This window comes from Streptosporangium sp. NPDC053982 (assembly GCF_055585205.1).
Map to the genome: position 1 here is coordinate 408,345 of NZ_JBVJKQ010000007.1, position 21,062 is coordinate 429,406.

A 21,062-nucleotide genomic window follows, 5' to 3' on the forward strand; every position below is an offset into this window, starting at 1 on the left:
TGGTGGGGATTGGGAGAGGTGAACCGATGCTCGTAACTGTCACCGGCGGCACCGGATTCGTCGGCGCCCACTCGATCGCGGCGATGGTGAGCGCGGGCCACCGGGTCCGCATGCTGGTCCGCGACCCCTCGAAGGTGGAGCGCGCCCTGACGCCCCTGCTCGTCGATCCGGCGGCTGTGGACGTGGTGGCGGGCGACGTGACCGATGAGAGGAGCGTGGCCGGGGCCGTTCGCGGAGCCGACGCGGTGCTGCACGCGGCGTCGGTCTATTCCTTCGACAGCAGGCTGCGGGCGCGGATGCGCCAGGTCAACGAACGCGGCACCGAGGTCGTCCTCGGCGCCGCGCGGCGCGTCGCCGGCGGGCCGGTCATCCACGTCTCCACCGTCGTGGCCCTGGCCCCTGACCCCTCACGTGACCCGTCGTCCCCGGCGCGGGCCGGGACGATCGACGAGTGGTCACCCGTCGCCCGCCCACGCGAGACCTACGCGGCGACCAAGGCCGCGGCCGAACTGGTGGCCCGCCGCCACCAGGCCGAGGGCGCCCCCGTGGTGATCACCTACCCGCCCGCCCTGCTCGGGCCGCACGACCCCAACCTGGGCGACCAGACGGCCAGGCTGCGCGACGCCCTGCGCGGGCTGATGCCGCTGTGGCCGGCCGGTGGTTTCCCGCTGGGCGACGTGCGGGACACCGCGGCGCTGCACGCCCGGCTGCTGACCTCGCCGGGGGCCGCGCCGGGAATCACGCCGGGAGCCGCGCCCGCCGTGGGCACCGCGTCCACCCCGGACGCCGCGCCCGCCGCGCCCGCCGCGCCCGCCGCGCCGGGCGGTCCGGGGGCGGTCCGCTGCTTCGGGCCCGGCCGGTACGTGACGACCCGGGAGTACGTCCGGGTGCTGCGCGAGGTCACCGGCCGCGCGCTGCCGGCCGCCTTCCCGCCCGCGGCGGCGATGATCCCGGTCGGCCTGCTCGCCGACCTGGTACAGCGGGTGTGGCCGTGGCACATCCCGGCCGAGTACGGCGCCATCCACACCTGCGCCCACGCCGGACGCCCCGCCGGAACCGCCGGCACGGGCGGGATCACTCCGCGCCCCCTGGCCGAGACCGTCGGGGACACGGTGCGGTGGCTGTGCGAGAGCGGGCACCTGTCCGCCGGGCGCGCCGGCCTCGCCCGCCGGGCGCCCGCGCCCGTGAGGTGACACTCCACGTGGCCGCGGGCGGCCCGGGTCACCCGGAACACCGGCGCGTGCAACACCTGAGGGAGGATCTCCATTGAGCATCTCGGAACTCGACGCCGTATCCATACCGGCGCCGGCGCCCGCCAGGGAGGACCTCGCCGTCCGCCCCGTGGCGCCCCCCGGGGATCGGCCCGCCGCTCCCCCCGGGGATCGGCCCGCCGCTCCCACCGGGGATCGGCCCGCCGCTCCCGCCGGCGGCCGTGACGCGCCGCCGGCCGTACCGCCCGCGTCACCCGCGCCGGCCGTACCGCCCGCGCCGGCCGCCCGCCCCGCGTCCCGCTCCATGCGCGCGCTGCGCGAGGAGCACGGCCGGCTGCGGGACGGCATCACCGCCGGGAACGGCGAGGCGGTCGCCCGCCAGCACAAACTCGGCAAGCGCACGGCCCGCGAGCGGCTGGACCTGCTGCTCGACGAGGGGTCGTTCGTCGAGGTGGACATGTACCGGCGGCACCGGGCGCACGGCCTCCGAATGGAGCGGCAGCGCCCGTACACCGACGGCGTGGTCGCCGGATCGGGCACGATCCACGGTCGCCGCGTGTTCGTCTACGCCCAGGACTTCACCGTCTTCGGCGGCTCGCTCGGCGAGGCGCACGCGCTGAAGATCCAGAAGGTGATGGACCTGGCGATCGCCACCGGCTCGCCGTTCATCGGGCTGAACGACAGCGGCGGCGCCCGGATCCAGGAGGGGGTGATGTCGCTCAACGGCTACGGCGGCATCTTCCAGCGCAACGTCCAGGCGTCCGGGGTCATCCCGCAGATCAGCGTCGTGCTCGGGCCCTGCGCGGGCGGCGCGGCCTACTCCACGGCGCTGGCCGACTTCACCTTCATGGCCGGGGAGAACGCCCAGCTCTACCTGACGGGCCCCGACGTCGTGGAGGTGGTGACCGGCCAGCGGGTCACCCACGCCCAGCTCGGCGGCGCGCAGGTGCACGGCACCCGCTCGGGGGTGGCGACGTTCGTGCACGACGACGAGGAGAGCTGCCTGGCCGAGGTGCGCTACCTCGTCTCGATGCTGCCGGGCAACAACCAGGAACCGCCGCCCCGGTACCCGTCCCGCGGCGCGACCGACGATCCGCGGCCCCGGCTGGCGGAGATCGTGCCCGTCGAGCCGAACAAGCCCTACGACATGCGCCTGGTCATCGCCGAACTGGTGGACGACGGGGACTTCCTGGAGGTGCACCAGGGCTGGGCGCCCAACGTGATCTGCGCGCTCGCCAGGATCGACGGCGAGGTGGTCGGCCTGGTCGGCAACCAGCCCATGGTGCTCGCCGGCGTGCTGGACGTCGACGCGTCGCAGAAGGCCGCCCGCTTCGTGCGTTTCTGCGATGCCTTCGGCATCCCGCTGGTGACCCTGGTGGACGTGCCCGGCTTCCTGCCCGGAACCGACCAGGAGTACGCCGGGGTCATCCGGCACGGTGCCAAGCTGCTGTACGCCTACTGCGAGGCCACCGTGCCCCGCGTCCAGGTCATCGTGCGCAAGGCGTACGGCGGGGCCTACATCGTGATGGACTCCCGCTCCATCGGCACCGACCTGTCGCTGGCGTGGCCGACCAACGAGATCGCCGTGATGGGCGCCGAGGGCGCGGTGAACGTCATCTACCGCAAGGACCTCGCCGCGGCGGCCGACCCCGCCGCGCTGCGCGGGGAACTGCTCGGCCGGTACGTCGAGGAGCTCGTCCATCCCTACTACGCCGCCGAGCGGGGGCTGGTCGACGACGTGATCGACCCCGTCGAGACCCGGTCGGCGGTCGCCCGCGGGCTGGCGATGCTGCGTGACAAGCGCAGGCCCGGGGCCCGGCGCAAGCACGGGAACGTGCCTCTCTGACGCCCGCCGCGCCCGTCCGAGGAGCCGCGTCCCGAACACCGGGGCGCGGCTCCTTCGCGTTTCCGGCCTGATCCCCGCCCCTCGCGACCTCCCCGCACGGAACCCGTACGCCCCGCCGCGCCGTCCCGCTGCGCCATGCCGTACGGCCTCGCGGTGCCGTCCCGTACGGCTCCGCGGTGCCGTCCCGTACGCCCCGCGGTGCCGTCCCGTACGGCTCCGGCGCGTCCGCCGGCCGATGACAGGATGCGGCTACCCACCTGCAACTTGCTGCCTCCTCGAAGCCTGGTCCCGGCCCCTCCCGCGCCGCAGAGTTGAGGGTGTGAGAACGAATCACCGACCACGCCGGACGGCAGGGAGGTCGAAGGGCCGATGACCCGGCCGGCATCCGGTGAATTCGGGGAGCTCGCTGGGCCGTTCACCCGGACGGCCGTGAAACGTCGAGGAACCGGCCTTTTCCGATCGGCCGGTAAACGGGAGAAGGACCGTGGCTCATGCTGGTTCAGTTGACGATGCGCCATATCGACGGGCGACCGATACCGAATTCTCCGGTAGACGGCATCCGGATTCTGGCGCTTCTTCCGGAGAAATGGCACAAGGACCTCAGGCAGGCCACCGGTGACATCGTCATCCGGATACGCGCCGAGGAGGAGGCCACGAGCGCGCAGATCCGCGCGGAGGTGACCCGGATCCTCACCCGGCCGGAGGTCAGCCACCTGGAACTGGTGACCTGCTGCGCCCTGTCCGCCGGTCACCGCGAGTAGACGCTGCGACAAGGAGAAGATCGATGATCACTTCTGTTCTGTCGGCGGGCGAGTGCCACGTGTGGTGGGCCGATCCGCGGCAGGGGACGATCGAGGGTCTGACCGGGGTGCTCGGCCCCGCCGAGCGGGAGCGGGCGGCGCGGTTCCGGCGCGAGCCGGACCTGCGCCGCTTCCTCACCGGGGCCTGGCTGCTGCGGGTCACGGCCGGCGCCCAGCTCGGCCTTCGCCCCGAGGACGTGGTGGTCGACCGGTCGTGCTCGGACTGCGCGAGGAACCACGGCAAACCGCGGATCGACACCGGCGGGCCCCCGCTGCACGTCTCGATCTCCCACTCGGGCGACCGGGTCGGGGTCGCGCTGACGGCCGAGGGACCGCTGGGCGTGGACGTGGAGGCGGTGCCGACGACCTCGGTCGACGAGCTCGCGCGGTGCGCGCTGACGCCGGCCGAGCGCAGGACGCTGGAGGCGCTTCCCGGCGACGAGCGGTACGAGGCGTTCGCCCGGACGTGGGTGCGCAAGGAGGCGGCCCTGAAGGCCACCGGGCACGGGCTGCGGATCTCCCCGGACCGGGTCGAGGTCAGCGGCCCGGACGAACGGCCCGCGCTGCGGAGCTGGCCGCTGGACGTCCCCGTGGACGCGGTGCGGCTCCTGCCGCTCGACCCCGGATACGGCTACGTCGGGGTGGTCGCGATCCTCACCGGGAACCCCGCCGTGCGGGTCGTGGAATCCGACGCCGCCATCCTCGACCGGGCCTCCCTCGTCCGGGCATCCGGCAGGGCCGCCTGACGAGAGCTTGACGGGGCCCGGCACCGGGTTGCTGAATGGCGATGGGCGTCGCCGTCGCCGGACCTTTCGACAATGACGATGTCCCACCGCCGGAACGCGCCTCCCACGGGGCGCGGGCCGGCCGGAAGCAGGGGAAACGGACTCCTATGAAGAACTTCGTTCTCATCCCCGGCCCGTGGATGGGCGCCTGGGCCTGGGAGCCGGTGGCGCGGCGTCTGCGCGGCCACGGCCACCGGGTCCACGCGGTCACGCTGCCGGGCCTGACCACCGCCGAAGCCGACGTCGCCGACGTCGGCCTGGAGACGCACGTGGGCCACGTCCTGGCGACCATGGAGAAGAAGGACCTGCGCGACGTCATCGTCGTGGGGCACAGCTACTCGGGCATCGTGGCCGGCCTGGTGGCCGACCGGGCCCGGGACCGGGTGGCGCACACGGTGTTCGTCGAGGCGTTCCTGCCCCACGACGGCAAGTCGATGCTGCACGCCTTCCCCGAGCGGCTGCGCGCCGAGGAACTGCGGCTCATCGACGCCAACAACGGCCGCTGGCCGGCCCCCGACGCCTCGGTCGTGGCCGACGGCCAGGGGCTCTCCCGCCGCCAGGCCGGCTGGCTCACCAGGCGCTTCGTCGGGCACCCCGGGCGCACCGTCGCCGAGTCCGCCGTGCTGACGCGCCCGCTGGAGCAGCAGCGGGCCACCTACGTGATGTGCTCGATGGAGCACTTCGGCGGCCGGGTGTCCGCCGACGTCTCGGCCATGCGCACCGCGCCGGGCTGGGACTTCCGCACCCTCGACACGGGCCACTGGCCCATGGTCTCGGCCCCCGGCCGCCTCGCGGCCCTCCTCGACCAGGTCGCCGCCCGCCACACCTAGGCCCCGTCGGGACGGCGGGCCCGGCCGGCCTCTCGGACGACCGCCCAGGCGTCCGCCACCGGGCCCAGGTGCCGCAGCTTGTCAGGGTTGAGCACCGCGCGGATCGTCTGGATCCGCCCGTCGAGGATGTCGAACGCCAGGGTGTTGACGACCCTGCCGTCCCGGTCGCGGAAGATCGCACCCGGCTGGCCGTTCACCTCGTGCGGCTCCGCGGCGCCGCCGATCCGGTCGAACGGCCCGGCGATCGCGGCCAGCACCCGGGCCACGTTCCCGGCGCCGAATACGCCATCGCCCCACAGCGGGGCCTTGCCACCGCTGTCGGCGACCATCGACACGTCGGCGGCGAGCAGCCCGCGCAGTCCGTCGACGTCGCCTTCCCGGAAGGCGTCGAAGAAACGCCGGGCGAGCTCCTCCCGTTCCCGGCGGCCGGCCTCGAACCGGGCGCGCCCGGTGCTCATGTGGCGGCGCGCCCGCACCGCCAGCTGGCGGCACGCCGCCTCCGAACGCCCCACCGCCGAGGCGACCTCGCCGAAGCCGAACCCGAACACCTCCCGCAGCACGAAGACCGCCCGCTCCAGCGGGCTGAGCCGCTCCAGCAGCAGCAGGGCCGCCATCGACAGCGAGTCGGCCAGCTCCGCCGAGCGCTCCGGGTCCTCGTACGGGTCGGCCAGCAGCGGCTCGGGGAACCACTGCCCGACGTACTCCTCCCGCCGCACGCGTGCCGAGCGCAGCACGTCGATCGCGACCCGGGACACCGTGGCGGACAGGAACGCCTTGGCCGACACGGGCTCGGCCGGGGACGTCTCGTAGCGCAGCCAGGTCTCCTGGACCGCGTCCTCGGCCTCGCTCACACTGCCCAGGATCCGGTAGGCGATCGAGAACAGCAGCGGCCGCAGTTCCTGGAACTCCTCGATCCGGCTCACGCCGGCTCCTCCTCGAACCCCTCGGCGCGCGGCCGGCCGGTGACGGCGAACCGGTGATCGGGACGCCTGACGTCCGGTTCCCCGGAGACGGTGGTCATCCGGTGCGCGATCACCTCCGGCCGTCCCGGCACCCCGGCCCCGCCCGCCACGAACACCCTCATGATCCTCACCTTTCCGGTCCGAGCGTCCATCTCCACCGACTGAGACAAGACAGCCCGCCCGTCTCTGACACGGGAGGCGGGCCGGCCGGGAGGGGACCGTCCACGGTCGCCGACCGGCGTCGTGCGCTCACCCGGAGTCATGAGCCGGCGGGCGGTGGCCCGGCCATGTCACAGAACGGCCGGCTGTCTCGTCTCGGGTGACGGAAACGAACCCTCTCAGGGAGGAGATCGCTCGTGAACGAGCACACCGCGCACCGGCAGGTCGCGTTGATCACCGGCGCGAACAAGGGGATCGGCCGGGCGACCGCCGAGCGGCTCGCCGAGCTGGGCGTGACGGTCCTGATCGGGGCCAGGGACCCGCGGCGCGGCGAGGAGGCCGCCGCGGCGGTGCGCGCGGCGGGCGGCGACGCGCACGCGGTCACCCTGGACGTCACCGACCAGGCCGGTGTCCGGGAGGCCGCGAGGTGGATCGAGGAGCGCTTCGGCCACCTCGACGTGCTGGTCAACAACGCCGGAATCAGCGGCTCCGGGCAGGTCTCGCCGCAGGACGCCCACGACCAGGTCCCCAGCTCCGTCGACCTGGACATGGTCCGGGCGGTGTTCGAGACCAACGTCTTCGGGGTGATCACGGTGACCAACGCCATGCTGCCGCTGCTGCGGCGGTCACCGGCGCCGCGCGTCGTCAACGTCAGCAGCGCCGCCGGGTCGCTGACCGTCAACGGCATCCCGGACGGCCCGCTGTCGGGGCTGCCGGAGTCGGCCGCGTACTCGCCGTCGAAGACCGCGCTGAACGCGCTGACCGTGCAGTACGCCAACGAGCTGCGCAAGGACGGGATCCTCGTCAACGCCGCCGACCCCGGCTTCGTCGACACCGACATCAACGACCACACCGGGTACCTCACCACCGCGCAGGGCGCCGCGGCCGTGGTGCGCCTGGCGACGCTCGGCGCGGACGGGCCGACCGGCGGGTTCTTCGGCGCCGACGGACCGGTGCCCTGGTGACGATCGGCTGACGGCGTGACGGCCGGTTGACGGCGCGGTGCCCCGCCGGCGGCCGGTCGGCACCCCAAGGGCACAGGAAGATCACGAAACGCCCGAGCCCGGACGGTCCGGCGTGCCAGGATCGCCCGTATGACTTCCGTTTCCGAGAGTCCCGACGAGCAGACGGACACCCCGGCCGCTCCGGCCGCCGCGACGCCGTCGTGGATCCGCCCCGTTCCCGAGGAGTCCATCGGACCCGCGGAGCGGGCCGCGCTCAACGACTACGATCCCATCGCCGAGGGGTACTCGGCCGAGAACGAGACGAACCTCCTCAACGCCCACTACGAGCGGCCCGCCATGCTGGACCTGGCCGGTGACGTGGCCGGCCGGCGGATCCTCGACGCCGGCTGCGGCTCCGGCCCGCTGTCGGCGGCGCTGCGCGACCGGGGCGCCGCCGTGACCGGCTTCGACGCCAGCGCCAAGATGCTGGAGCTGGCCCGGCGGCGGCTCGGCGACGACGCGGACCTGCACCTGGCCGACCTGAGCGACCCGCTGCCGTTCCCCGACGCCTCGTTCGACGACGTCGTCGCGTCCCTGGTCCTGCACTATCTGGAGGACTGGACGGCGCCGCTGGCCGAACTGCGGCGCGTGCTGAAACCCGGCGGCCGGCTGATCGTGTCGGTCAACCACCCCTTCGCCGACTACCTGTCGGCCGGCCCCGGCACCAACTACTTCGAGACCCGCCAGACCTTCGACGAGTGGACCCTCGGCGGGAACACCGCCCTGCTGGGCTTCTGGAGCCGGCCGCTGCACGCGATGACCGACGCCTTCACCGCGGCCGGCTTCCGGATCGGTGTCATCAGCGAGCCGCCGCCCGCGCCGGCCGCCCGCGAACTGTTCCCCGACCTCTTCGCGACCAGGCCCACGGGGGTCTTCATGTGTTTCCTGTTCTTCGTCCTCGAGGCCGCCTGACGCCGCATCGGGCCACGTCCGCCCCGGTGTGCGAACCGGTGCGGGGGCCGGGCCGGCGGCGGGCCCCCGCACCGGTTCTCAACGGACCGGCTCCGCCGTCCGCGGCTCCGGGTGTTCCACCCCGCCGGGTGCGCCGGGCTCCCCGGACGCATCAGGCGCGTCGGGCGCCGCGCGGCCGGTGAGCGCCCGGCGCAGCGGCCCGCCGTACAGGTACACCGGGAGGGCGACCCCGATCAGGAGCAGCACCCCGGTGAAGACCCACTCCATCGAGCCGCCGGGGCCGTACACCTGCCGGGGACGGCCGACGTCCACGGCCGGGGTCTCCTGACCGGCCCGCAGCGACTCGCGTGAGCTCCCGTACATCGCGACCCCGGTCTTGCTGACCCCGCCGTCGGAGGAGCGGAAGTCGCCCATCCAGGTGCAGGACTCGTGCCCGGGGTGCTGGATGCACTCGAGCTGCCGCGCGGTGAACCGGCCGCCGATCCCGTCGGCCCGTGCGGCGCGGACGACCGGGCCGATGTTCGGCACGGCCAGGTAGAGCAGGAAGAGCGCGATGAGCGTCAGGACCGTGTTGAAGAACGGGGAGCGCCTCCTCGCCGGTCCGCCGCGCCGCCTCACCACTGGGGTGCGACCGCGCAGGTGCACCGCATCAGCGAGCGCTCCGAGGCGCGGGGACGCCGGTGGAGGACCATCGCGACCACCATGGGGATGAACACGAGGGTGTTGTAGAACAGGTGCAGCTCCACCCGCGGCACCAGGAGCTGGATGATGCTGGTCACGGTGGGGCGTCCCAGCAGGTGGTAGCCGCTGATGGCCTGGCTGAGCAGCAGCAGGTGCTCGAAGTGGTGCCAGACCTGGATGCCGAGTGAGATGTTCCACCAGGTGCGCGACCTGCCGGTGAAGCCGTGCCGCAGCAGGACCAGGCCGATCAGCATGAGCAGCGCGTAGCCGTAGTGCATCCACTCGGAGGTGACCAGCCAGGGGAACGGCAGGCCCAGGACGCCGCGCGCCTCCGAGAGCGGCCAGCCGAGGACGTAGATCTGGATGGCCTGGGCGATGTGCTCGGCCCAGTGGCCGAGGACGATCAGCATGTAGACGTTGAGCGCCGTCCTGTGGTGCCGGGTGTTGAGTGCGGAGATCCATCCGCCTGAGGGACGTGCCGAGACTGCCTCGGTTGCCATGCGCGAACCTCGCTTCGGGGGTCATGACCGTGTGCCGTCACGCGGACCGCGATCCCGGACATCCCGTGTTCCACATCCCGGTGGCGGGAACCGCGGGCCGCAGGGTCGATTTTTCCGTCCGCTCCCCAGGAGTGTTTATCGGCTCGTGCTGACTTTCCAGTCCCTCGAACGGTGCGGGCCGCGCGCCGGTTCCCCGGTGCGCGGCCCGCCGGCCCTCATGGCGTCCTCGGGCGCTCTCAGGCGTTGCGGCCGCGGCGCAGGCCCAGCACGCCGGCCACGGCGCCGACGAGCCCGAGGACCAGACCGGCGACGCCCAGCGCGCGGGCGGTGCCGTCGGAGGAGTCCACGCCGGGGGCCGCGACCACGGTGGCCGACGGCGTGGCCGGGGAGGCGGCCGGAGCGGCCGGGGCCGCCGAGGGGCTCGCCGTACCGGCGCCGTGGCCGTCGGAGCCGGCGGCGGCCGGGGTGAGCCGGAGCACCGGAGCCGGGTGCTCCGGCTCGGAGCCGTCGGCCTTGGGCTCGTCGGCCCACTTGACGACCTCGCCGCCGTCGTAGGTCTGGGTCGTCGGGAAGAGGAGGCGGTCGGTGTCCTCGGGCAGCGCGCCCATGGACACCTCGAACTCCTGGAACTGGCCCGGCTCGATCCGACCTCCCGACCAGACGACCTTGGTGACGGCCTCGGTGATCTCTCCGTACTCGGTGGTGACCGGCTTGGGCAGCTTGCCCTCGGTCACCTTGACCTTCCAGCCGGGCACCGGCTTGACCGAGACGAACGGCAGCGGGTGGTCGAGCGGGAAGGAGACCTCGACCTTGCTCGTCGAGTCCTTGTCGCGCTCGTTGGGGACCCGGAAGGCGACCTTGGTGAAGCCGCCCTGCTCGGCGGTGCCGGGGTTGATGCTCACGTGCGCGAGCGCGGGTACGGCCAGGCCGAGGGTGAGGGCGGTGGCGCCGGCGGTCACGGCGGCCAGGCGGCGGAACGTTGCGGGGAAGGACATGGGATTCTCCACTTCGGGGTTCAGGATGTCCGGAGAAGACGCGGAACCCATGACAGGGCCACGGCACGCGTGGGACCGCGGCGTGTGGAGCGGGTTCCGCGGTGAGAGGGTCAGACGGCGGGAAGTGGAGGACCGCGCCGGCTGACGGTGTGCCGCAGGACGCCCCACGCCGGGAGGGGCGGGACGGAGGGGGCGGCCGCCCGCGGGGGAGCGGGCGGTGTGGCGGGGGAGGGGAGCAGCCGGAGTGCCGCGCCGAGGCGCCGGCCCGCGGCGCGCAGCAGCGTCCACAGGGCGGCCTCGCCGCGGGCCAGCCACCAGCCGGTGAGCAGCGTGGCGGTCAGGTGTGCGACGAGCATGCCCAGGCCCTCGCCCAGCCCCCGGCCGTGGGAGTGCGTGACCAGGGAGATCCCCGAGGGGTCGCCGAAGGCGAACAGCTCGTGCAGGACGAGCTGCGCGGCCGCCAGGCCGGCGCTGATCACCGTGCCGGAGCGTTCGCGCCCGGCGAGCGTCGCCGTCGCCGCCGCGACGGCCGCCCAGGCGGCGGCCACCGCCTGCGGCTCGGGCCCGGCGCCGCCCGCGGCCCGGTGGCCGGCGACGGCCAGGGCCACGCAGACGGCCGAGAAGGCCGCCGCGCGGGCGAGGCGCAGGGGGAGGTGGGCGCGCATGGTGACCACATGTTCTCATGAACGATCCACGCCTGCCTTTTCCGGTCTTTTGCCGCTATGGTTGCCGCGAGCACCGCAGACAGTTCGTAGCTAGGCGAGGTCAATGCGGCATTTTTCCGGTTTTCTGGTCGGGCTGCTTCTCACCGCCGCACTGTTGGGCGGGGCCGGCTGGGCCGTACAGGAGGGTCTGTCGGCGGCGGCCGCCTTCACGCTCGGCGGCCCGAGATCCTGGACCGCGCTGGGCGCCATGGCGGGCGTCGGTCTCCTGCTCGGGCTGGTGGCCTCCGGCCGGGTCTCCCCGATGGCCGCCTTCGTCCCGTCGATCGTGCTGCTCGCCTGGACCGTGGTCTACTCCCTCGATCCCGCCCGCGCCACCGACCTGATCCCGCACGACCCCTCCATGCCCGCCGCGCTCCTGGAGGCCGGCCGGGGCATGGGCGTGCTGCTGTCCGCCGGCGTCTACGCCCTCGTGGGCGTCGCCCTCTTCGTGCCCGTCCTGATGCCCTCCCGCTGGGCGCCCCGGGTCCGCGACGAGGACTACGACGAGCCCGACGACGGCTACCACCGCTGACACCGGGCGGCGCCGGATCCCCGGGCGGCCGGTCCCCGGACCGGGCCCGACGGGGCTCAGCCGCCGTAGAGGCGGGCCACCACGTCCTCGATGGAGTCCTCCGGGGGAGCGGTGGCGCGCAGGTCGCCGAGCGTGCCGTCGAAGGACAGCCGCCCGTGGTCGATCAGCATCACCCGGCGGCACAGCTTCTCGACGTCCCCGAGGTCGTGGGTGGTGAGCAGGACCGTGGTGCCGTGCTCGGCGTTGAGGCGGTGCAGGAAGCCGCGGATGGCCGCCTTGCTCACCACGTCGAGGCCGATCGTGGGCTCGTCGAGCACCAGCAGGACGGGGTCGTGCAGGAGCGCGGCGGTCAGGTCGCCGCGCATGCGCTGGCCGAGGCTGAGCTGACGGACCGGGGTGGCAAGGAAGGGCGCCAGGTCGAGCACGGCGGTCAGCTCGTCCAGCCGCCGCCGGAAATCAACACGATCTACTTTGTAAAGGTGCCGGACCAGTTCGAAGCTGTCCCGCAACGGCAGGTCCCACCACAGCGTGGTCCGCTGACCGAAGACCACCCCGATCCGGCGGGCCAGGGCCGTACGGCGGCGCGTCGGATCGAGCCCGGCCACCCGCAGCCGCCCCGCGCTGGGCGCGAGGATGCCGGTGAGCATCTTGATCGTCGTGGACTTGCCCGCGCCGTTGGGGCCGAGGCAGCCGACGAACTCCCCGGCCCCGACGGTGAACGACAGGTCCCGTACGGCGTGCACGGTCCTGCGGGACCGGCCGCGGCCCACGGTGAACGAGCGGCCGAGCCGTTCGGCTTCGATCACGCGGATCAACTCCCTGTCGAGCGGTAGCGGCGGACGCCGGTCCGCCAGGCGAGGGCGGCCGCGGCGGCGAGGAGCAGTGCCGCGAGCGGAGCGGCGAAGCGGAGCCAGTACGGCAGGCCGAGGGGGTCGGGCCGGTCGAGCACGAACAGGGCGGGCTGCCAGTTGACGAACGCCAGCGGCAGGACGTAGGTGACGCCCCGGACGAGTTCGCCGCCGTAGACGCTCAGCGGGTACTGGACGAGGGTGCCGCCGCCGTAGGTGAAGGCGTTGGCGACCTCGGGGGCGTCGGTCAGCAGGAACTGCAGCGCGCCGCCGAGGGTGAAGACGGAGGCGAAGATCACGGTTCCGCAGACGATCATCAGCGGGACCATCCACGCCCGGCCCGCCTCCAGGTGGAGCCGGGACAGGGCGAGGCCGAGCACGACGGAGGCCTGGGCCACCCGGCCGAGGCGGTGCACGCCGAAGTGGTCCGCGGCCATCTGGACGAACGCGCTCGCCGGGCGGATGAGCATGACGTCGAAGGTGCCGGCCCGGATGTGCCGGCTGAGCCGGTCGACGTTGCCGAACAGCAGGTCGGCCAGGGCGAAGGAGACCCCGGCGGTGCCGTACAGGAACATGACCTCGGCGAGGCCGAATCCGGCGAGCGTCCCGGTGTGGCGGAAGATGACCCAGATCGCGGCGACGTCCAGCGCGGTGAGGACGAACGAGCCGATGATCATCATGGTCAGCGGCGCGGGGTACTGCGCGGAGGCGCGCAGCCACGTCCAGGCCAGCAGGAGGTAGGTCCTGGTCACCGGGGGCCTCCCCGCGGTCCCGCGGCGGCGCGGTCAGCCACCCTGGACCACCACCTTGCGGCGGGCGGCGCGGGTGGCGAGGGCGCCCAGGGCCAGCAGCGCGACGGCCCACGCGGCCTGGAACGCCAGGGCGGACAGGGCGTCGCCTTTGCCGAGGTAGACGTCGGCGGGCACCTGGGCCATCGCCGCCCAGGGCAGGGACCGGGCCACGTCGCCGAGCAGGCCGGGGAAGAGGTTGAGCGGGAGCGTCATGCCGCTGAAGAAGGTCGTCAGCACCATCGACAGCGTCTGCGTGCCGCGATCGTCGACGATCCAGCAGGCCGACAGGGCCACCAGGTACCGCCAGCCGAAGCTGACGATGACGCCGAGGGTGAAGCTGACCGCGAAGAGGCCCCAGGTCGCCGGGGAGGCGGGCACGACCAGGCCGAACAGCGCCGCCCCGGCGAGGGTCGGCGGGAGGCTGCGCAGCAGGAGCAGGTAGGCGGCACGGCCCAGGTCGTCGGCGAGGTTCCACAGCTGCAGCGAGGCGGGGCGCAGCAGGTCGATCGCGATGTCGCCGCTCTGCACGCGTTCGGAGAGCTGGAGGCCGCCGCCGAGGAACTGCATGGGGCCGATGAACGCCTGGGTGAGGAAGCAGAAGGTGACGGCGTCGGCGACGTCGTATCCGCCGAGTCCGGGCCTGGCCTGCCACAGGGCGATGAGGACGTAGGCGCGCAGGACGCCGAAGACGGTGTTGGTGAAGGCCCCGGCGAGGGCGGCGGCGCGGTAGGCGGAGTGGCGGCGGAAGCCGTAGCCGGCGACGCGTGCGTAGAGCAGGAAGGCTGCCTCCCGGGGTCGTCGGGACCACCCGATTTTCCCCGCCGTTCCCGTGCCCGGCAACGGGATTTACGGTGGCGGGGCGGGGGAGCGGGCGCCCGGTGGGGGAGTGGGGGGTTTCGCGGCGGGGAATCCTGTTTCCAGGAGGTCCGCGTGCACGGCCTTTCGGCAGGTCCGCGCTCGTGGTCCTGCGGGAGGTCCGCATGCATGACGAGATCGACGTGGACGTCTGTCCCGGTTACCCGGTGAGCTGGCAGGCCGCGGCTCTCAACGCGATGCTGCGCGGGACCTTCAAGCCGCTCGCCGGTCTGCTGCTGCGTTCCGGCGCGGGGGTGGCCGCGGGCTCCCAGCTCGCCGCCCTCGCGGCGCGGGTGCCGGTGCGCCTGCCCTCCCATGTGCGGGTGAGCCGGGACGGCACCGGGGTGTGCCGGGGGGAGTGGGTCCGGGCGGGGGAGGACCTCGACGAGGGCGGGGTGCTGCTCTACTTCCACGGCGGGGGGTATTTCGCCTGTTCTCCGGCGACGCATCGGGCGATCACCTGGCGGCTGTCGGCGGTCGCCCGGCGTCCGGTGCTGGCCGTGGACTACCGGCAGGGGCCGGTCCACCGGCCCGCCGAGTCGTTGCAGGACGCGGTCGCGGCGTACGGGTGCCTGCTGGAGCGGGGCTACGATCCGGCGAGGATCCTGTTCGCCGGGGACTCGGCGGGCGGTCACCTGACCCTCACGGCGTTGCTGGCGTTGCGCGACCGGGGGCTGCCGCTGCCGTCGGCGGCGGTGTGCCTGTCGCCGTGGGCGGACCTGACGGACGTGCCGCGCCGGGTGAACCGGCTGGTCGATCCGCTGATCCCGGCCGGCAGGGTGGACTGGCTGGCCCGTCGCTGGACGGCGGGCCTGGATGTGCGCGATCCCCTGGTGTCCCCGGTGTTCGGCGACTACCGGGGGCTGCCGCCGTTGATGATCGTGACCGGTTCCACCGAGGTCCTCCGCGACGACGGGCGCCGGGTGGCCGAGCGGGCGCGGGCCGGGGGGGTGCCGGTGACCTATGAGGAGTGGCGGCGGATGCCGCACGTGTTCGCGATCCTGGCCGACGTCCTGCCGGAGGCGCGCCAGGTCTTCCGGCACATCGACCGGTTCCTCACGGCGGCCCCGGGGGTGTCCGCCGGGTCCGGTCCCGCGGTGGCGCCGGATCTCTCGGCGCCGGACCTGTCGGGTGGTTCCGGGCTGGTGGCGGCCGGGGGAGCGGTACGGCCGGGCGTCGCGGCGGCGGAGGATCTCGCGCGGCCGGGTGCGGTGACGGCGAAGGATCTCGCGCGGCCCGGTGTCGTGACGTCCCGGGACCTGCCGGCGCCGTCCGGTTCGGCCGCCGCCTGACCCGCGGCGGTTCCGGTCATTCCGGCCGTGTGGCCGGAGGTCGCCGCCCGGCCCCCCGCAGCGCTTTTCGCGCCTGTGCCCGGCCGTACCGGTTCCCGGACCCGCCGCGGGCCGTGCCGGCCGGTCGCGGTGTCATGTCGTGCACCATCCGCGTCCCGCGTACCACGGGTTACTTACCTTGAGGGATCAGTCGCCTTACCTGCCATATCGCTTGTGTCCGGTCGGGCGCGAAGCGCCACGGGTTACGGCCACAGTGTGTTCTGCCGTATCGCGGACACGGGAGGCTCGACCAGGATGGTGCGTGGCGGAACCGGACCCATCGACGGCCTGCCGCCCGGTGTGCGGCCGCTGACCGTGGGGGACCCGGTCATCATCGGCCGTTATCTGCTGCTCGGCCGTCTCGGCGTGGGCGGGATGGGCGTCGTCTATCTCGCCGAGCATCCCCAGGGCGGTGTGGTGGCGCTCAAGACGCCGCATCCGCTGCATCTGCACGATCCCACGTTGCGGGCCCGGTTCGCCGAGGAGGTGGCGTTCTCCCGGCGCGTGGTGCCCTTCTGCACCGCGGCCGTGGTCGAGGACGGCGCCGACCGCGACCGGCCGTTCCTGGTGTGCGAGTACATCCCCGGGCCCGCGTTGTCCCAGGTGGTCTCCGCCGGCGGCCCGCTCACGCCCGACCTCGCCTACGGCGTCGCCCTGGGGGTGGCCGCGGCGCTGGTCGCGGTGCACGAGGCGGGGCTGGTGCACCGCGACCTCAAGCCCGGCAACGTGCTGCTGTCGCCCTCCGGGCCCCGGGTGATCGACTTCGGCATCGCCACGGACGTGGACGCCCCCGGCGCGCACACCCAGGCCGGGCAGGTCATGGGCAGTCCCGGCTGGGTCGCCCCGGAGCGGCTCACCGGGGGGCCCGCGCGGCCCGCCTCCGACGTCTTCGCCTGGGGCTGCGTGATCGCCTACGCGGCCACCGGGTACCACCCCTTCGGCACGGGTGAGCTCGACGTGCTGACCCGGCGCGTCATGGTCGAGCCGCCGCGCGTCTCCTCGGTGCCCATGCTGCTGCGCCCGGCGGTCGAGGCGTGCCTGGTCAAGGATCCGGCGCATCGTCCCCGGGCCGCCGACCTGCTCGTGGCGCTGCTGGCGGCGGGCGGCGTGCCCGCGCCGGCGGATCCGCGTGAGGCGGTCGCCGCGGTGCTGGGGGACATCTGGACGTCGGTGCCGTATCCCCCGGTCGCGCCGCAGGTGCCGGGTCCGGGCCGCTCCGGGGCGTCGCGGGCCGCGTTCTTCGGGGAGGGGGTTCCGCCGGGCGCCGTGCCGTACCCGTACGCGCCGGTGCCGTATCCGTCGGCGGGCGTGCCGTACCCGGCCGTGGAGGAGCCGGCCGTGGAGGGGGGACGGTCCGCGCCCGGCGGCCCCTCGCGGGAACGTTCCCGGGGACGGGGCGCCAGGCGGGCGGCGCCGGGCAGGGGCGGGGGCTTCTCGCAGGCGGGGTTCGCCGCGCTGGCCACGGTGTCGATGGCGGCGCTGACCGTGGCCGCCGCGGCGCGGGCCGGTGACGGCGGGACCGGCGGGGCCGGCGGCTCCGGCGTCCCCGAGCGCGTCCCGGTGGTGGTCCCGGCCGAGGGGGCGACGACGACGCCCGCGTCGCACCGGCCCCGCCCCGCGGAGGGAGGGCCGCGGCAGGCGCCGCCGATCACGCCGACGGCGATCACGGTCACCGCCACCCGCACGGTGCCGGTTCCCACCTCCCGTACTTCTCCGGACGTGTCGGCCGAGCCGTCCCCGAGCCGTCCCCGCGACACGGCCGGCCCGCCCGGCGGCGGTGACGGGCCGCAGACCTGTGCGGACCTCCCGGGGAACGGCGACGGCCGGGGCAACGGGCGTGGCGGCGGCCGGGGCCGGGGTGCGAACCGCGGCTGTCCCGAGGCGACGGGCGCGCCCACCCCCCGTCCCAGGCCCTCCTTCACCCAGATCCCGCAGACCGGCGACGGTGAGAGCCAGGCGCCGTCGCAGGCGCCGTCGGCCACGGAGGACGCGTCCCCGCCCCCGCCGGGCGCGACCCCGTCGTTCCAGATCGGCGACTGAGGGGCGGCGGCCCCGCCCCGCCCGGCCGGAGGCGGGGACCGCCGGGTCGGCTAGGGTGATCATCGTCGGACGTGCGGAACCGGACGGAGAGCGATGAGCGGGTTCGGGCCCGGGGCGGTGGAGCTGAGCGGCGTCGAGGTGCGGGTGGTGGGGCGGACCCTCCTGTCCGGCGTCGACTGGCGGGTGGAGTACGGCCAGCACTGGGTGGTGCTGGGGCCCAACGGGGCGGGCAAGACCACGCTGCTGTCGCTGGCGGCCGCCGTGCGGCACCCCAGCCGCGGTTCGGTCACCGTGCTCGGCCAGCGCCTGGGCCGGGTCGACCTGCGGGAGCTGCGGCGCCGGATCGGGCTGGTGGCGGCGAGCCAGCGGCTCGTCGACGAGGGGCTGCTGGAGGACGAGGGCGCGACCGCGCACACCGTCGTGCTGACCGGTCACACCGGCAGCAGCGCCCCGCTGTGGGACCGCTACGGCCCGGCCGAGCACGAGCGGGCCCATCGGCTGCTGGCCGACCTGGGGTGCAAGGACCTCGCCGAGCGGCCGTTCGGCGTCTGCTCCCAGGGGGAGCGGGCCAGGATCAGGGTCGCCAGGGCGCTCATGGCCGAGCCGGTGATCCTGCTGCTGGACGAGCCGTTCGCCGGGCTCGACCTGCCCGCCCGCGAGGACCTGATCGCCGCCGTGGAGAACCTGGCGGCGTCCCGTCCCGCGCTGACCACGGTCACCGTGACCCACCATCTGGAGGAGGTCCCGGCCACCACCACCCACGCCCTGCTGATGCGCGACGCCCGTGTCCAGGCGGCCGGCCCGGCGGGGGAGGTCCTGACGGGGGAGAACCTGTCGGAGTGCTTCGGCAGGCCGCTGCGGATCGACGCCCTGGACGGGCGCTGGTACGCCCGCGCCGTGCGGAGCTGACCCCGCGCCCCCGCCGGTTCCCGGGTCCGCCGGGTGCCCGCGCCCGGCCGTGGTTCCGCCGGGACGCGGTCGCGGCGCGGTCAGTCTCTCTTGCGCTGGCGGATGAGGCCCATGAAACCCGGGCTGGGCTTGAACTTGGCGGTCCAGGTCTCCGCGATCTCCAGGGGTTCGCCGGTCTGCGGGTTGCGCCCGGTGCGTGCCGGCTTGTGGACGATCTCGAAGGATCCGAAGCCGGGGATGGCCACCTTCTCCTCGGCGGCCACGCTCGTCTGGATCACGCTGAGGATGGCGTCCAGGGCGGCGGCGGTCTGCCGCCTGCTGAGCCCCGCCTCGGCCGCGGCCTTGTCGATCAGCTCGCGCTTGTTCATGGGGGATAGCTAACGCCATCACCGGCCGCGGCGTCGAGCCGGGCTCCCCGTACGGCCGCGGCGTGCCGGGGGTCCGTCGCGTGCCGAGGGCCGGGCGGCCGTGCGCCCCGGCCGGGGGCGCACCGGTCAGGTGAGGCCGGCGTCGTGGGCGAGGAGCGCGATCTGGGTGCGGTTTCCCAGGTCGAGCTTGGTGAGGATGCTGGAGACGTGCGCCTTCACCGTGGTGACGCCCATGGCGAGTTCCGCGGCGATGTCCGCGTTCGTCCGGCCGCGCGCGATCGCGAGGACCACCTCGTGCTCGCGGGGGGTGAGGGCGGCCAGCGCGGCGCGGGCCCGCTCGTAGGCGCCGGCCTGGGCGACGGTGCGGTCCATCAGCCGCCGGGTGACGCGCGGGGACAGGATCGGGTCGCCCGCCGCGACCCGGGTGACCGCCTCCACGATCTGCGGCGGCGGGGTGTCCTTGAGCAGGAATCCGCCGGCTCCGGCGCGCAGCGCGTGCAGGATGTTCTCGTCGGTGTCGAAGGTGGTCAGCACGATCACCTCCGGCGGGCGGGCCCGGGCGCGGAGCCGCCGGGTGGCGGTGATGCCGTCCACGCGGGGCATCCGCAGGTCCATGAGGACGACGTCGGGGGCGTGGGCGTCGGTGGCGGTGACGGCCTCCTGGCCGTCGGCCGCCTCGCCGACGACGGTGATGCCGGCGGCGCCGTCCAGCATCATGGACAGGCCGGCGCGGACCAGGGCGTCATCGTCGACCAGGAGCACGCGGATCACGCGGGCCATGGTAACCATGCCCGGAGCAGGAACCGTCCGCCGGTGTTCTGGTGGTCCAGCCGCCCGCCGGCCAGCCGTACCCGCTCGGTGAGCCCGACCAGGCCGACGCCGCCGCCGGGCACGGCCGGCGCCGGGCCCGGCGCCGGCAGCGGGTTGCGGACGTCGATCAGCAGGCGCGTGCCGGGGGAGCCGCGCAGCAGCACCTCCACCGGCTGGCCCGGGGCGTGCTTGCGGGCGTTGGTCAGCCCCTCCTGGACGACGCGGTAGCCGGTCCTTCCGGCGGCGGGGGGCGGGACGGCGCCGGCGGTCTCGTCGGCGACCCGTACGTCCTGGCCCGCCTGGCGCGCCTCGGCGACCAGCCGCGGCAGGTCGGCCAGCGTGGGCTGCGGTTCGGGTTCCTCCAGGAGGTCGTCCTCCTCGCGCAGCAGTCCGATCACCTGACGCAGCTCCTCCAGCGCCTGGTGCACGCCGGAACGGACCACTCCGGCGGCCCTGGCGAGCTGCTCGGGGGAGGAGTCCGGGCGGTACTCCAGCGCCCCGGCGTGGGTGGCCACCAGTGACAGGCGATGGGCCAGCACGTCGTGCATCTCCCGGGCGATCCTGCGGCGTTCGGCCATGCGGGCCTCGGCGACCCGCCGGCCCTGCTCTGCCTCGGCACGGCGGGCGCGCTCGCGCAGCGAGGCGAGCAGCGCGCGGCGGGAACGGGCCAGCGCGCCCCACCCGAGGAGCGCGCCGTACGAGGCGCAGATCAGCAGCAGCCACCAGCCGAGGGAGATGCCGGAGCTCGGCCGCCACAGTCCCTGGAGCGCGTGGGCCGCGAGGCCCGCCGCCGCCACCGCCGCCGCGACGGGGAACCGCCTGCGCTGGGCCACCTGCAGCGCCCCCGTCGTCGCCGCCGGGGTGGCGGCGGGGGAGAGCACGGCGAGGAGGGTCGCGGCGAGCGCTCCGGGGACCGGCCACCACAGCTGGGCGAGCGCCGCGGCCAGGCTCGCCGCCCCGACCGCGGCCTCCGGCCACGGCGGCGGCCCGCCGGCCCGGCCCCACAGCGACAGGGCGGTCAGCGCGCCCACCCCCAGGAACGTGATCGTCACTGCCACGGGGTGCGGGGGCCGGGTCTCGCTCACCGGCCCAGGCTAAGGCGTGTCTGATAATTCGGCGTGGCGGAGCCAGAGCAGCAGGGAAGCGATGGTGACGCCCGCGAGGTAGCGGCCGGCGAGCTTGTCGTAGC

23 protein-coding genes are annotated in these 21,062 nt (G+C 74.5%); 11 read left to right on the forward strand and 12 right to left on the reverse strand.

Going from position 1 to position 21,062, the window contains the following annotated elements; translation table 11 throughout:
* The first annotated feature begins 26 nt into the window (after nt 1-26).
* From ACZ6W9_RS15350 to ACZ6W9_RS15370, 5 genes are all read left to right on the forward strand, one after another.
* Complete coding sequence (locus ACZ6W9_RS15350) at nt 27-1,193, forward strand: NAD-dependent epimerase/dehydratase family protein (protein ID WP_389964418.1); 1,167 nt, start codon at nt 27-29, stop codon at nt 1,191-1,193.
* A 322-nt stretch (nt 1,194-1,515) separates the two neighbouring features.
* Nucleotides 1,516-3,057 carry an acyl-CoA carboxylase subunit beta gene (locus tag ACZ6W9_RS15355; protein WP_389964489.1) on the forward strand — a complete coding sequence of 514 codons (1,542 nt, stop codon included), beginning with the start codon at nt 1,516-1,518 and terminating at the stop codon, nt 3,055-3,057.
* Nucleotides 3,058-3,548: 491 nt separating this feature from the next.
* A complete protein-coding gene (locus tag ACZ6W9_RS15360) occupies nt 3,549-3,818 on the forward strand; it encodes a hypothetical protein (RefSeq protein WP_389964415.1) in 270 nt (89 codons plus the stop codon).
* 23 nt (nt 3,819-3,841) lie between these two features.
* The gene (locus ACZ6W9_RS15365) at nt 3,842-4,603 is read left to right on the forward strand and encodes a 4'-phosphopantetheinyl transferase family protein (protein ID WP_362941843.1); all 762 of its coding nucleotides are present in this window, start codon (nt 3,842-3,844) and stop codon (nt 4,601-4,603) included.
* A 146-nt stretch (nt 4,604-4,749) separates the two neighbouring features.
* Nucleotides 4,750-5,472 carry an alpha/beta fold hydrolase gene (locus ACZ6W9_RS15370; protein WP_470118204.1) on the forward strand — a complete coding sequence of 241 codons (723 nt, stop codon included), beginning with the start codon at nt 4,750-4,752 and terminating at the stop codon, nt 5,470-5,472.
* Here ACZ6W9_RS15370 and ACZ6W9_RS15375 read toward each other — a convergent pair.
* The gene (locus ACZ6W9_RS15375) at nt 5,469-6,395 is read right to left on the reverse strand and encodes an RNA polymerase sigma-70 factor (protein ID WP_389964408.1); all 927 of its coding nucleotides are present in this window, start codon (nt 6,393-6,395) and stop codon (nt 5,469-5,471) included. The genes ACZ6W9_RS15370 and ACZ6W9_RS15375 overlap by 4 nt on opposite strands.
* Nucleotides 6,392-6,556: a hypothetical protein gene (locus tag ACZ6W9_RS15380; protein ID WP_389964405.1), complete on the reverse strand. Its 165-nt coding sequence runs from the start codon at nt 6,554-6,556 to the stop codon at nt 6,392-6,394. Before ACZ6W9_RS15380 ends, ACZ6W9_RS15375 begins: the two co-directional genes overlap by 4 nt.
* A gap of 234 nt (nt 6,557-6,790) precedes the next feature.
* Between ACZ6W9_RS15380 and ACZ6W9_RS15385 the strand changes: the two genes are divergently transcribed.
* Together ACZ6W9_RS15385 and ACZ6W9_RS15390 are read left to right on the forward strand one after the other, a co-directional pair.
* On the forward strand, nt 6,791-7,558 hold the full coding sequence (locus ACZ6W9_RS15385) for an SDR family NAD(P)-dependent oxidoreductase (RefSeq protein WP_470118207.1): 768 nt from the start codon (nt 6,791-6,793) through the stop codon (nt 7,556-7,558).
* A gap of 129 nt (nt 7,559-7,687) precedes the next feature.
* On the forward strand, nt 7,688-8,509 hold the full coding sequence (locus ACZ6W9_RS15390; RefSeq protein ID WP_389964398.1) for a class I SAM-dependent methyltransferase: 822 nt from the start codon (nt 7,688-7,690) through the stop codon (nt 8,507-8,509).
* Between the two features lie 78 nt (nt 8,510-8,587).
* Here the strand turns inward: ACZ6W9_RS15390 and ACZ6W9_RS15395 are convergent, their stop codons facing one another.
* The 4 genes from ACZ6W9_RS15395 to ACZ6W9_RS15410 form a co-directional block, all read right to left on the reverse strand.
* Entirely contained in the window at nt 8,588-9,127 is a 540-nt protein-coding gene (locus ACZ6W9_RS15395; protein ID WP_389964395.1) for a hypothetical protein, read from the reverse strand.
* The gene (locus ACZ6W9_RS15400) at nt 9,124-9,690 is read right to left on the reverse strand and encodes a hypothetical protein (protein WP_389964392.1); all 567 of its coding nucleotides are present in this window, start codon (nt 9,688-9,690) and stop codon (nt 9,124-9,126) included. Before ACZ6W9_RS15400 ends, ACZ6W9_RS15395 begins: the two co-directional genes overlap by 4 nt.
* Before the next feature lie 236 nt (nt 9,691-9,926).
* Nucleotides 9,927-10,685 carry a YcnI family copper-binding membrane protein gene (locus ACZ6W9_RS15405; protein ID WP_389964389.1) on the reverse strand — a complete coding sequence of 253 codons (759 nt, stop codon included), beginning with the start codon at nt 10,683-10,685 and terminating at the stop codon, nt 9,927-9,929.
* A gap of 110 nt (nt 10,686-10,795) precedes the next feature.
* Nucleotides 10,796-11,350 (reverse strand): MFS transporter, encoded by a 555-nt coding sequence (locus tag ACZ6W9_RS15410; RefSeq protein WP_470118224.1) that lies wholly within the window; start codon nt 11,348-11,350, stop codon nt 10,796-10,798.
* Between the two features lie 103 nt (nt 11,351-11,453).
* On the opposite strand from ACZ6W9_RS15410, the gene ACZ6W9_RS15415 reads away from it, so the two are divergent.
* A complete protein-coding gene (locus tag ACZ6W9_RS15415) occupies nt 11,454-11,921 on the forward strand; it encodes a hypothetical protein (protein ID WP_470118210.1) in 468 nt (155 codons plus the stop codon).
* 56 nt (nt 11,922-11,977) lie between these two features.
* Here ACZ6W9_RS15415 and ACZ6W9_RS15420 read toward each other — a convergent pair whose 3' ends face one another.
* The 3 genes from ACZ6W9_RS15420 to ACZ6W9_RS15430 are packed head-to-tail and all read right to left on the reverse strand — an operon-like array spanning nt 11,978 to nt 14,400.
* Entirely contained in the window at nt 11,978-12,727 is a 750-nt protein-coding gene (locus ACZ6W9_RS15420; protein WP_362941816.1) for an ABC transporter ATP-binding protein, read from the reverse strand.
* Between the two features lie 5 nt (nt 12,728-12,732).
* Complete coding sequence (locus ACZ6W9_RS15425; protein WP_470118213.1) at nt 12,733-13,521, reverse strand: ABC transporter permease; 789 nt, start codon at nt 13,519-13,521, stop codon at nt 12,733-12,735.
* A 33-nt stretch (nt 13,522-13,554) separates the two neighbouring features.
* Nucleotides 13,555-14,400, reverse strand: coding sequence for an ABC transporter permease (locus ACZ6W9_RS15430; protein ID WP_470118215.1), 846 nt, complete (start codon nt 14,398-14,400; stop codon nt 13,555-13,557).
* Nucleotides 14,401-14,540: 140 nt separating this feature from the next.
* Between ACZ6W9_RS15430 and ACZ6W9_RS15435 the strand changes: the two genes are divergently transcribed.
* From ACZ6W9_RS15435 to ACZ6W9_RS15445, 3 genes are all read left to right on the forward strand, one after another.
* Nucleotides 14,541-15,707 carry an alpha/beta hydrolase gene (locus ACZ6W9_RS15435; protein ID WP_389964377.1) on the forward strand — a complete coding sequence of 389 codons (1,167 nt, stop codon included), beginning with the start codon at nt 14,541-14,543 and terminating at the stop codon, nt 15,705-15,707.
* A 294-nt stretch (nt 15,708-16,001) separates the two neighbouring features.
* Nucleotides 16,002-17,786, forward strand: coding sequence for a protein kinase domain-containing protein (locus tag ACZ6W9_RS15440; protein WP_389964374.1), 1,785 nt, complete (start codon nt 16,002-16,004; stop codon nt 17,784-17,786).
* 93 nt (nt 17,787-17,879) lie between these two features.
* Complete coding sequence (locus tag ACZ6W9_RS15445) at nt 17,880-18,695, forward strand: ABC transporter ATP-binding protein (protein ID WP_389964371.1); 816 nt, start codon at nt 17,880-17,882, stop codon at nt 18,693-18,695.
* Between the two features lie 80 nt (nt 18,696-18,775).
* Here the strand turns inward: ACZ6W9_RS15445 and ACZ6W9_RS15450 are convergent, their stop codons facing one another.
* The 3 genes from ACZ6W9_RS15450 to ACZ6W9_RS15460 form a co-directional block, all read right to left on the reverse strand.
* Complete coding sequence (locus ACZ6W9_RS15450) at nt 18,776-19,063, reverse strand: HU family DNA-binding protein (RefSeq protein WP_362941799.1); 288 nt, start codon at nt 19,061-19,063, stop codon at nt 18,776-18,778.
* 126 nt (nt 19,064-19,189) lie between these two features.
* Nucleotides 19,190-19,843 carry a response regulator transcription factor gene (locus tag ACZ6W9_RS15455; protein WP_362941983.1) on the reverse strand — a complete coding sequence of 218 codons (654 nt, stop codon included), beginning with the start codon at nt 19,841-19,843 and terminating at the stop codon, nt 19,190-19,192.
* The gene (locus ACZ6W9_RS15460; RefSeq protein ID WP_470118219.1) at nt 19,831-20,958 is read right to left on the reverse strand and encodes a sensor histidine kinase; all 1,128 of its coding nucleotides are present in this window, start codon (nt 20,956-20,958) and stop codon (nt 19,831-19,833) included. Before ACZ6W9_RS15460 ends, ACZ6W9_RS15455 begins: the two co-directional genes overlap by 13 nt.
* Nucleotides 20,959-21,062 lie beyond the last annotated feature (104 nt).